Annotated in this window: 12 protein-coding genes; all 12 read right to left on the minus strand. The window is 60.0% G+C overall.

Annotation, left to right across the window (positions count from 1 at the left end):
• On the minus strand, positions 1-1,052 hold a 1,052-nt coding region (gene fliF, locus NUW23_12690), incomplete at its 3' end, for a flagellar M-ring protein FliF (GenBank protein ID MCR4427022.1).
• Position 1,053: 1 nt separating this feature from the next.
• Positions 1,054-1,359, minus strand: coding sequence for a flagellar hook-basal body complex protein FliE (fliE, locus tag NUW23_12695; GenBank protein MCR4427023.1), 306 nt, complete (start codon positions 1,357-1,359; stop codon positions 1,054-1,056).
• 14 nt (positions 1,360-1,373) lie between these two features.
• A complete protein-coding gene (gene flgC / locus NUW23_12700; protein MCR4427024.1) occupies positions 1,374-1,766 on the minus strand; it encodes a flagellar basal body rod protein FlgC in 393 nt (130 codons plus the stop codon).
• A 3-nt stretch (positions 1,767-1,769) separates the two neighbouring features.
• Positions 1,770-2,186, minus strand: a complete 417-nt coding sequence (gene flgB, locus NUW23_12705) for a flagellar basal body rod protein FlgB (protein ID MCR4427025.1) — start codon at positions 2,184-2,186, stop codon at positions 1,770-1,772.
• 159 nt (positions 2,187-2,345) lie between these two features.
• The gene (locus tag NUW23_12710) at positions 2,346-4,202 is read right to left on the minus strand and encodes an ATP-binding protein (protein ID MCR4427026.1); all 1,857 of its coding nucleotides are present in this window, start codon (positions 4,200-4,202) and stop codon (positions 2,346-2,348) included.
• A gap of 27 nt (positions 4,203-4,229) precedes the next feature.
• A complete protein-coding gene (locus NUW23_12715) occupies positions 4,230-5,594 on the minus strand; it encodes a sigma-54 dependent transcriptional regulator (protein MCR4427027.1) in 1,365 nt (454 codons plus the stop codon).
• Positions 5,595-5,699: 105 nt separating this feature from the next.
• Entirely contained in the window at positions 5,700-6,185 is a 486-nt protein-coding gene (locus NUW23_12720) for a flagellar protein FlgN (GenBank protein MCR4427028.1), read from the minus strand.
• Between the two features lie 4 nt (positions 6,186-6,189).
• Positions 6,190-6,585: a flagellar export chaperone FliS gene (fliS, locus tag NUW23_12725; GenBank protein MCR4427029.1), complete on the minus strand. Its 396-nt coding sequence runs from the start codon at positions 6,583-6,585 to the stop codon at positions 6,190-6,192.
• 57 nt (positions 6,586-6,642) lie between these two features.
• Entirely contained in the window at positions 6,643-9,087 is a 2,445-nt protein-coding gene (gene fliD / locus NUW23_12730; protein ID MCR4427030.1) for a flagellar filament capping protein FliD, read from the minus strand.
• 14 nt (positions 9,088-9,101) lie between these two features.
• Positions 9,102-9,455 carry a flagellar protein FlaG gene (locus NUW23_12735; GenBank protein MCR4427031.1) on the minus strand — a complete coding sequence of 118 codons (354 nt, stop codon included), beginning with the start codon at positions 9,453-9,455 and terminating at the stop codon, positions 9,102-9,104.
• 146 nt (positions 9,456-9,601) lie between these two features.
• The gene (gene csrA / locus NUW23_12740; protein MCR4427032.1) at positions 9,602-9,835 is read right to left on the minus strand and encodes a carbon storage regulator CsrA; all 234 of its coding nucleotides are present in this window, start codon (positions 9,833-9,835) and stop codon (positions 9,602-9,604) included.
• A 252-nt stretch (positions 9,836-10,087) separates the two neighbouring features.
• A partial coding sequence (locus NUW23_12745) for a flagellin (protein MCR4427033.1) occupies positions 10,088-11,055 on the minus strand: 968 nt, incomplete at its 5' end.

Consider the following 11,055-nt stretch of genomic DNA (forward strand, 5'->3'; position numbering starts at 1 on the left):
TAGTTGGTAGTCCGGTCAGTCCTGGTGTAGGTGGCAGCCTGGGCAGTCGTGGCAGCGAACATAGGGTATGTCGGGGCGACATTGGATGCTGTCCCGGCCGCGCCACCTTCTGCCGCTGGGGTCCCTATCCTCTGTTCCTCCGATGTCTGCTCGCTGATGGGTATGCCGTACCCGGTGGGCAGGGGCTGGAAGGTTTGAGTCTCTGTCTCCTTAGTGTCGAAGTTGAAGTCTGCGTACACCCTGACAACTGCCCGCCCGATTCCCAGCACGCGCTCGAGCATTGTCTCTATGCGCCGCTGCATCTCCTGCTCGAAAGCCATCTTCGCGTCGAGTTGGGATGTCGTGAGCCCGGCCAGGGCTGCCCCAGCGGCCGCAGGGCTCTGTCCTTGCCCCCGCCACAGGAGGTTGCCTTCCGTGTCGATTACCGTGATGTTGTCGGGAGTGAGCCCCCGGATGGCCGTGGACGCGAGATGAACGATCCCACGCACCTGTGGATCTAGAATCCGGGACCCTGGCCTGAGCTTGACTACTATGGATGCGGTGGTAGGCTCCTGCTGTTCCGAGAAGAGGCGCTCCTCAGGGATGACGATGTGCACTCTGGCCTGTGCGACAGGCGTGAGGGACATGATAGTCCTGGCCAGCTCACCCTGGAGGCTTCGAACGTAATTCACCTTTTGGGTGAACTCGGTCGCACCGAAGCTCATCTTGTCGAACAATTCGAATCCCGAGCCCGCTCCCTGCGGGTAGCCCTTGCTGGCCAGTTCCATCCTGAGTTCGTATACCTTGTCCGCCGGGACGGAGACAGAAGTCCCGCCTGCCCCGAGCTTGTACCGGACTCCGGATTCCCTGAGGTACTCTACGATGGCGGCGCCGTCCTCGGGGGACAGGTTACCGAACAAGAGTGAGTAGTCCGACCCTGAGGTGTACACGATGAGAGTGATGAGGCCGGCGAGCACGACAGCCGCCACCACGGCGATGGCGATCATTCTCCCGGTCCCGAGGCTTCCTGCGATCCCGTTCCTCGTCTTCTTCTCGGCGCCTGTCTTCGCCATTCTACATCTGCATCCTCATGATTTCCTGGTAGGACTCGATGACCTTGTTCCTGATCTGCATCGTGAGCTGAAGTGCTATATTCACCTGCTCTACAGCGATCATGACCTGGTGGATGTCACCGGCCTCACCCGTCGCGAGTCTCTCTGTCATCCGGTCCGCGCGGGCCTGCATGTTGCTGACCGCGTCAACCGCCCGATCGAGCATTTCGCCGAATGTCTTGACGAGATCCGCCTGATCACTCCGGCGGTTCCCCTCGGCGGCCTGCCTGATGAGGCTCACCCCGGTCACTGTACCCACGCCAGTCACCACACCCACCTCCCTCAGGATTTGCCGATCTCCAGGGCCTTGGCCGCCATCGACTTCGCCGCATTGAAGGCAGTCACGTTGGCCTCATAGGCCCTGCTCGCAGTCATCATATCGACCATCTCAGAGACCACGTTCACGTTGGGCATGGCCACGTAACCCTCAGGATTCGCATCCGGGTGACCTGGGTCGTAGACCATCGTGTGAGGCCTGGGATCTTCCACAATCCCGAATGCCTGCACTCCGCCGTCCGCCTTCGCTGAGAGGAGGACGACCTGCCTTCTGAACGGCCCACCTTCCTCCGTTCGCGTAGTGTTGATGTTCGCCAAGTTGTTGGAGATCACGTCCATCCGCAGCCTCTCGGCAGTCATCCCAGACGCGCTGATGCGAAACCCTCCGCCGAAGCTCATGTCCTACCGCCTCCCCTCGCTGATTATGTATCTGAGCGTCCTGAAACGATCCGCGATGAGCTGGGCGAATGTATTGTAGGCTGCCGCGTTCTCCGCGACTTTGGCCATCTCGGCATCGATGTCCACACTGTTGCCATCAAGTCTCATGGACGTCTCCGAGCGCATCTCCATCGGGGACGAAGGCGACCCACCCCTGCCAGAAATGGGAATATGACGCGGGTGGGTAGTCCTGCCTGCCACTCGCGGGACCCGGTCCGTCTCGAGGTGGGCCCTGAGTTCGGCATGGAAATCCACATCACGGGCTTTGTACCCTGGGGTGTTGACATTGGCGATGTTGTTGGCCAGAAGGTCATGACGGGCGGATGCGATGTCGAGGGCCTTCTCCATGAGACGGGTGACGCGCGTCTCGAAGATCTTCATGTCACCCCGCTCCTTCCGCCGCAAGATCGATGGCGAAGAAGAACTGATGCAATCCTGGTGCCAATCAAGGTAAACCGAGAGAAAACGGGTTCTCCGGAGTGTCCGGCCCGAAAGCACTGGCAGAAGCCTTGGTGGGTGGTAAGCACAGAAGGGATCCGATCAGCTTGCGCGGACCGGCTGAGCAGTTTTTGCACACCCTGGTGAAACAGTTTCCACCTTGGCCGCGATAGGCGGACGCCATCCGGCGGCGGTCAAAGGCAGAACGACACGGAACGTGGCGCCGGTACCTGAAGACGGCTCGACGACTATCCGGCCGCCGTGGTTCTCCACTATGCCCAGGCTCAGTGGAAGCCCCAGCCCCGTTCCTCCGGACTTGGTAGTGAAGAAGGGGTTGAACACCCGGTCAGCGTGTTCGGGTGGGATGCCGGGGCCAGTGTCGGAGAAAAGAATCTCGACTGACCCTCCCTGTTCATCGCCGACGCACCGGGCAGATATCGAGAGTGTGCCACCTTCTTTCATAGCTTCGATGGCGTTGAGGGATATGTTCAGAAACACCTGCTTAAGCTGGTTTTTGTCGCCCACGATGTCAGGAGTCTCCACAGGTAGGTCCAGTTCCAAGGAGACATTCGAGGAGTTCGCGCGTGCCCGGAGAAACTCAGCGGTCTCCCGGAGCAGCCCCGCGAGGTCGATCCTTCCCAGGTTCAGTTCGGCTTGGCGGGCGAAGGTCAGCACACTCCTCACAATCAGGGAACAACGGGTAGCCTCGTCCTCTATGATCTTGGCCGTCTTCACGCATTCAGCGAACTCAGGTCCATGGCGAGCGAGTTTCTTCCCTATTACCTCGGCACAGGCCGATATTATTCCTATCGGGTTGTTGATCTCGTGCGCCATTCCGGCCGCAAACTCCCCTACCACCTTGAGTTTCTCAGCCTGGCGCAGTTGCTCCCCCAGCCGTACTTTCTCGGTGACATCTTCAGCCATGATGACTGTCGCAAGCCCGTACCCTTGCATCGATTGAGTCGTTGACACAACGAGCCTCAGGATGTGCGTGCCCCCGGATGCGTCGACCACGTCACAGCTTCTGATCTCGGTGGCGCCTGTCCCCGTACTCCCCTGAGCATGTACCTGTACCGCGCGAACCAGGTCATAGGGTTCTGCCCCCAGGATCTCCTGGACAGATCTCCCGATCGCATCTTCTTTGGACATCCTCATAACCTGGCACATCTCCCGGTTGAAGGTCACGACCCGGTGGTCCGGACCCAGTACGGCGATGCCAACCGGAGCTTCTTCAATCAGCCGCTCGGCGTAGCGTTTCGACAGCTCAAGCTGAGTGTTGGTTGAACTCAAGTTCCTGTAGAGTTGAGCGTTTTCAATGGCCACACTGGCGTAGGAAGCGATGATGGAAAGCAGGTGAGCATTGTCGGTCGCATCAGACCCGATCTTGGAGAAGTGGACTGTCAACGCCCCTATGGGTTGGCCTCCCACAACGACCTGGGCGGACAGCTCGAACTCTGGGTCGTTTACAGCACGAGGGTTTCCTGATGTCACCACTCGCTCTCTGTCCCTGTCCTGAATCCTGAGGACCGCGCCGCGCGCCCCTACCACCCCACAGGCGAGGTTTGTGATGCGCGTGAGGACTTCGTGTAGGTTCCTTGTGGCCACCAGCTCCTTGCTGGCCTCGAGCAACCCCGAGAGCCTCACGACCCGCTCGTTGAGCCCACGGTGACCTCTTATGAGGTCGTCCCTCAGAACGGACTCGGTTTCTATGAGGCCTTTACTCACCATCTCAAGGCCTTCAAGCCTGGCCAGAGCCGCCTTGGCCTCTCGTTCCCTCCTTGCAGCATAAGCCGTGCACCGCATCATCACCAGAGCAACCAGGCTGAGGATGGCCAAGTCCACAGGTATGACCCACCACCCGACCACGCCGCCGGTGATATGGCCGACGGCGAACCTTGCAGCGGTTATCGTCAGCACCCCGGCAGGAAACGTCCAAGGTGGGACGAGAGAGTCTCTCATGCCTAGACCATAGCCTCCTCGGCACGCCTACTGTAGCCCGTATTTCTTGATCTTGTTGAGCAGGGTGCGCCTGGTGATCTTCAGGATCTTCGCGGCCTTGGTGCGGTTGTCCGCTGTCTGCTCCAGCACACTCTTGATGTGCCGCCTCTCGATGTCCTCGAGGGAGAGCGTGCACTGATCGAGGCCGGGATCCAGAGCTGGAGTGGCGTTTATCGGGGCGCCCGTGAGACGGAGGTGTTCCGGCGTCAGAGTGTCCTCCCGGCACAGGAGGACCGCCCTCGCGACCACGTTTTCGAGTTCCCTGATGTTTCCAGGCCAGTCGTGCTCCCGGAGCAGGCGTTGGGCCTCGGGCGAAAAAGCCCGGACATGCCGGCCGAACTCTGCGTTGTACTTCTCTATGAACCGGGCGCATAGCGTGGGAATGTCCTCCCGTCTCTCCCGCAACGGGGGCAGACACAGGGGTACCACGCTCAACCTGTAGTAAAGATCTTCTCTGAATGCTCCCGTCGCGATCTCCTGTCGGAGGTCTTTGTTGGTCGCGGCGATCACCCGCACATCCACCTTTATCGTCTCCGACCCGCCGACTCTCTCGAACTCCTTGTCTTGAAGAACGCGGAGGAGTTTCGCCTGCATCGCCAGGGACATCTCTCCCACTTCGTCAAGGAAAAGAGTCCCTGGGTTCGCCATCTCGAACCGTCCTATCCGCCTCGCTATAGCATTCGTGAAAGCCCCCCTCTCATGGCCGAACATCTCGGACTCGAGAAGGGTCTCTGGTATCGCGGCGCAGTTCACCTTGACGAATGGTCTTGAAGCCCTGAGGCTCTTCTTGTGAACGTACCGGGCCACAAGTTCCTTGCCAGTGCCGCTCTCCCCGTAGATCAGGACTGTGGCGTTGGTCGGAGCGATGTCCTGGACCATCTCCACCACCTGCCTCATCTCGCGGGTGGAACCCACAACCCCATCGAACTCGGGGTCGTCTGGATGGCCAACCCCCGGGACAGCTCTTCCTGCGCAGGGAGCCCCAGCCCCGGCCTCGAGTGCGTTCCCGATGACCATAAGCAGTTTCTCAACTTTGAAGGGCTTTGTTATATAGTCGAAAGCCCCCATTTTCATGGCCTCGATGGCTGTGTCCACTGAGGAGTAGGCCGTCACTATGACCACTATGATCCCCGGCCTGATCCGTTTTGCCTCACGGAAGACATCGATCCCTGACATGTCTGGCAGTTTGAGGTCAAGCACAACTGCGTCAGCCGAAATGGCTTCGATGGCGTCGATAGCCTCTTTTCCAGTTGACGCAGTCTCGATGGCGTAACCTGCATCCGAGAACACGTCGGAGAGCACCACTCGCATGTTAGCCTCATCGTCCACGATAAGAACACGCCGGGCGGGCATCAACCATCCTCCAGTCGTGGATCGTAACCATTGGACTTTGTCGACTCAGGGTGATTCTTCAAAGACCATTCGATTCCTTTCAATGAAAAACAACGCAGTTCGTGTTCAGGCATCCCCATCTATGAGCCCGTGTGCACGCACCGCTGGTTGGCCCCAGTAAGCACGAAGGGCCCGTTTTCCGGTTCTCACCGCTTTGAGCTCTTCCCGAACCGGTTCCATGGCAGACTCAAGCAGTTCTTGGTTCGAGTTCTCGAAGGTGAGCAACTCGCTGAGGACCCTGGCGATCTTCGCATTCAGCAGGCAGGAACCGACCTCTGCACCTGCTCGGGCCAAACACTCGTGGTTGCGGACGCCTGTGGCCAGCGCACACTCGTCGATCAGAGCCGCAACCCGCGCTCCCAGCTGCGTCGCCTGCACGATCAGCTTCTCTTTCTCCCGGGTGGCGCGCTCGAGCCCATTCCAGTCAGCGCCCAGGATGGCGTCGCGCTGTCGCTGGGAGAGAGTGAGCATGGCTTCGTACACCTCGAGTTCCTTCGCACGGCACTCGTGCGTCTCCCGCGCCATGTCGTGGGGGCTTCGAGAACCCTCCACGTGATCACCCCCCGGTCTTCGCTGTCATGCCTCGCGCGTGGCGGATAGCTTGCGCCCAGGTCTGCCTCAGATCTGAGAGCATCCCGATGACCTCATCGATGGGCTCTGAGGAGCGTTTGGTGTTCGCCTCCACTAGGCGGTGCTCGAGGTACTCATAGATCCTCCAGAGGTTGAACGCAACCTCGCCCATGTTGAAATCCAGTGATGTCTGGAGTTCCACCAGGATGTCCTGGGCACGGACGAGATTCCTGTGCGCCGACTCCCGCCTGCCTTCTAGAAGGTCGGCTTTCCCCTGGCCTGCGAATCTAATGGCCCCATCGTAGAGCATCAGAACCAGAGTCTCGGGAGGGGCAGTTTGAACTTGCGTCTCCTGGTACTTGCCGTACGGGTTCGCCGTCATGGCACTTCCTTCCTTTCGGGGAGGTCGCCTCGGTGCACCGCCGCTTGGCGGTTGGGCCTACCACATGGACGTGAATTGCGTATTCAGCCAGGCGCTCTGGCTCCGCATGGACGAGAGCGCCTTCTCCATCGCAGTGAACTGCTTGATGAGAGTGGCTTCCCTCACTTCAAGTCTCCGCTCAGCATCAGTTATCCTCCTGGACACCATCTTGGCCTCAGCGTCCAGGTTGGCCTGGGTCTTGGGTATGAGACCGGTCCCGGCCTGGACTAGCCCACTTATGTATGTGTCGAACCTTGCCGCGATCCCGGTATTCGGCTCGCTGAAGAGCTTTGTCACGCCCTCCGGGTTCGAGGTGAGAGCCGCCTTGAGCTTAGCGTCGTCTATGACGAGCTTTCCTGACCTCCCGTCGGTCGAGCCAATTGCGCCAGTCGATATACCGATGGCAAGAAGACTGTTGGTCGCAGCCGGGAGCCCAGACACCGTTTCCATGGCGAGGGTTCGCAGACGGGAGGCGATCCCGAGAACTGTTCCGTTTGCCTGCAGGGTGCCGGCACTTTTGGTGGTCGAGTTGTAGGATGTGAGGCTGGAGATGAGATCCAGCACAGAGTTGTACTGGTCCACAAAGCTCTTGATTGCAGAGTATCCTGCGTCCACATTTTGGGAAACCGTTATGGTGGAAGCGTTCTCACCCGCCTCCTTGAGCTCGAGAGTGACGCCGGGGATGATACCTGACACTGTGTTCGACGCAGAAGATAGTTGTGTGCCGCCGTTCACGGTGTCCACGCGGAACAGAGCATTCTCGCCAGGCACCTGTGTTGCACCAAGGATACCCGCAGCTCCGAGGAAGCCGCCCCCGACATCCTCGGAGCTGATGGAAATGCTCCCGGTGTACTTGGCTGTGAGCACTAGCCGGTCCTCGAGAGTGTCATATGCCGCTGTCACTTGGGCGGAAGATGCGTTTATGCGATTGATCACGCTCGTAAGCGAGTCCGAATACCGGTCGTACTGTATCGCGACCCCGTTGATGACAAAGAGCCCCCGGTTAGTCCCGCCGTCAGAGGCTGCAAGCCCAAGAGCCTTGGGGGCGGCAGATACGGTAATAGAGTTGGCAGTGGACCCTTCGGGCGTTGCCGTGTCTGTAATCACGAACATGTCGTTCTGAGCCCCGCCGAGCCCAGAGACCTTCACTCTTATGGTGCCGGGATCAAGCCCGGCGGCAGCGTTCATCTTCGCCTCAAGGTCCGCCGCGACTGCGGCCATGTCGTCCCCTGCCGAAAGCGCCTCTGTGGTGTACTCCTCTCCGTGATAACGGAACGTAACTGTCTCCGTTCCGACCAGGGCGACTGCAAGTGTCCCTTCGGTTGCCCCTTCCGCCACTCCACTTGTCACAGAGTCGTTCAGAACCCCCGCGAGCCTGCTGGTGTAGAGAGCCGCCCCTGCCTTGACCACTCCGAGATTTCCATAGCTTGTGATGGTCGATCCTGAGGTGGCTCCCCCCTGCTCGAGCAGACACCCGAGACCGGAGTCTGTGGCGGATGTGATGGCGAGCGTTCCGCCCGTCCGGCCGTCCTGCACCACGAGCGTGGCCTCCCCAGGGCCCTCCCCATCGACCACACTGACCAGTACGGAACCGGAGTCGCCGAGCGCCCTGTTCATGGCCTGGGAGATCTGGAAGGCCAGATCAGCGAGGGAGGTTATCCCCGCTGCAGCGCCCGAGATATCTGACTCCGCAGTGGTGTACTCAACGCCGTCATAGGTGAAGGTGATGGTGGCGCCAGCCGCAACGTCGGACGCCACGGCGCCGGCGTTCTCCGAGTGCTCAGCGACTCCAGACGTGATTGTGGCGGCGATCTGACCGCCGAGCACCTTGGCGGCTGAGAGGAAGTTGCTGGTGTCTCCGCCTGCGCCAAGCTGGATGGAGCCCGAAGGCGCCCGGAGCACAAGACGGTTGTTCACCACAGATGCCACAACGCCTGCCCCACTCGAGTTGATCCTTCCGATCACGGAGTTTGAAGATGCATCGTCCACCCCATCGCTCATGACCGTGTCCTGATCGATCGTCACCACCTTCCCGTTGATGGTGAACCACCCCACGGTCGGGGCAGTGGCGAACCCGGCCTCGCTCAACCTCTCCCCGATGTTCAGGGGCTGCCCGAGGGATTGAGACCCAGTCACCCTGGTCGAAGTGGCGACCCTGTCGATCCAGATTCTGTACACGCCGTTGATCGCGCCTGCGGACGCGGTAGCAGTGAGGATCGAGGAGTCCGACGAGGTCGCTGTCTTAATGTTGATCGCCGCAGCAGACTTGAGTGCAGCCGCCTTGGATCTTAGGGATGAAAGCCTGGTGGCCACGTCCCGCCAAGCATCGGTTTTCGTCTTTATAGTGTCCTGCCTGACCTGCATTGCCAGGACAGGCCGGCGCTCGATCGCCATAAGCTGCTGCACCAGTTCCGACGTGTCTATCCCGGCCACAAGGCCACCTATCCGCATGGTTCCCGCCATCCCAGGACACCTCCTCAGGCGCGGTCATCCACGAACCTGCCCATCATCTCGCGCATCTTGGCCACCAGGTCAAGAAGTTTCTCCGGCGGTATCTCCCTGATCAGCTCCCCAGTCCTGCGATTCTCCAGGCGCACTACGATCTGCCCTGTCGCCCGGTGCACTGAGAACTTGGCCTGGATGTCGAAAGCTTCCATGGCCCGATTCGCTTCCGTCACGGTCGTCCTGACCTCGCGGAGCCGGCTCGCGGCGGCCCACTCACGAGAGCTGCGTGGGTCCATCCTGGGGTCCATCTGCAGATCTCCCATGCTGGCGCGTCTTGTGTGCTCGAGTTCCACACCGGCCACTTGAGAGACTCTATCCGCGCTCACCTCAACCACCTCCGTGTCGTCTTAAGTCGAGCGAAGAAAACACGCCGGGTGCGATAACCCTGAGAATGTTATCGGCACAACCGGCGCGTAGTTTAGGAGCCCACGTAAAGCCAAGTCCGGTGTGGGAAGCCTCGTCCACAGCTGTGTCAGGCCTTGTCGCGGATCAACCCACTGATACCGCTCACCGCTTCGAGGGAGGCAGCGGCCGCGGTGCGGTTCTCTCTTTGAATCTCCTCATACACCTCTTTGCGGTGTACGGGGACGTGCCTTGGCGCGTCAATCGCAATCTTCACTGCTTCGCCTTTGATCTCCACCACCGTGATCTCGATGCCGTCACCGATCATGATGCTTTGTTTCGCTTTCCGGGTCAAGACGAGCATTTCGATCCCCCCAGGTGCAGTCCTTTCCTGCAGTCCATGGGCACCGCCCGCCAGCTTGTATTCTTCATATCCTGACAGATACCTTCCGAGAGTTGGAACAAAAGGCCGAGAGGGAAAGGCACCCGGCTCAGGGCGCCAGACCCTCTCGGCCACTTGGCTCCGATTGTGCTCTCCTGTCTCCCCATCGGACCGCTTCCTCGGGAGGGTTCACCCGCCACCCCCGATGCGGTCTCCTGAGATGCCCGCCGCTACCTACCTCAACAGCTGCAAGACTGCCTGGGGTTTCGCGTTCGCCTGCGCAAGCATCGCCGTGGACGCCTGGCTCAGGATCTGGAACTTGGTGAAGTTCATCATCTCAACCGCCACGTCCACGTCTCTGATCCGCGACTCAGCCGCGGTAAGGTTCTCTGCGGACGTGGAGAGGTTCGCGATGGTATGCTCGAGTCGGTTCTGGATCGCTCCGAGTTTAGACCGCTCGCTCGAGACGGCGTTGATGGCGGTGTTGAGTGCAGTGATCGCCGCATTGGCCGCCCACTGGGTTCCAACGTATATCCCGCCGCTGGTTCCCATCAAGTATGCCTCGGTTACCTCGCCATCCCCGTATCCTGCCACGGTTATCTGGACCCCGTTCCAGGCGGCAAAAGTCTGGGTGGTGCCCGTATCGATGTCGGCGACAGTAGCCTCCCAGCTCTCTGTCGCAGCATTCCAGCTCTCAAGCGTAGCAGTTGTGTCGGATACAGATACTCTGATCCGGGTGGTCTCCGCGCCGGTGAAAGTGCCAGACGCGCTCAGGGTCATGTCTCCGGAGACGTGATAGTTCGAGAGGGTTGGGTTTGCGACCGCGCCTCCCACGCGAAGTGCCGTGGCGCGCATATCCCCGATGGTCACCGAGAGCTTCTGATCCGCATTGGCCCCAATATGAATGGTCTTTGCCGAGAACCCGCCGGCAAGCAGGGTCTGTGTGTTGAACTCTGTGTTGTTCCCTATCCGGGTGATCTCATTCGCGAGCGCATCCACTTCCTTCTGTATCTCCACCCGGTCCTTGTGGGTCAATGTGTCACTCGCAGCCTGGACTGCAAGTTCCCTCATCCTTTGCAGAATCGAATGGGTCTCGCCTAGCGCTCCTTCTGCCGTCTGCAACAGCGAGATCCCGTCCTGGGCGTTCCTGGCCGCCTGGTTCAGGCCTTTGATCTGGCCGCGCATCTTCTCTGAGATCGAAA

It is taken from the genome of Bacillota bacterium (assembly GCA_024655925.1).
Classification (GTDB): domain Bacteria; phylum Bacillota; class DTU025; order DTU025; family JANLFS01; genus JANLFS01.

What these genes read in the sequence shown, in the direction of transcription:
- flgC (MCR4427024.1), bottom strand. Translation starts at nt 1,766, where the DNA reads ATGAGCTTCGGCGGAGGGTTTCGCATCAGCGCGTCTGGGATGACTGCC.
- flgB (MCR4427025.1), bottom strand. Translation starts at nt 2,186, where the DNA reads ATGAAGATCTTCGAGACGCGCGTCACCCGTCTCATGGAGAAGGCCCTC.
- NUW23_12710 (MCR4427026.1), bottom strand. Translation starts at nt 4,202, where the DNA reads ATGAGAGACTCTCTCGTCCCACCTTGGACGTTTCCTGCCGGGGTGCTG.
- NUW23_12715 (MCR4427027.1), bottom strand. Translation starts at nt 5,594, where the DNA reads ATGCCCGCCCGGCGTGTTCTTATCGTGGACGATGAGGCTAACATGCGA.
- fliS (MCR4427029.1), bottom strand. Translation starts at nt 6,585, where the DNA reads ATGACGGCGAACCCGTACGGCAAGTACCAGGAGACGCAAGTTCAAACT.
- fliD (MCR4427030.1), bottom strand. Translation starts at nt 9,087, where the DNA reads ATGGCGGGAACCATGCGGATAGGTGGCCTTGTGGCCGGGATAGACACG.
- csrA (MCR4427032.1), bottom strand. Translation starts at nt 9,835, where the DNA reads ATGCTCGTCTTGACCCGGAAAGCGAAACAAAGCATCATGATCGGTGAC.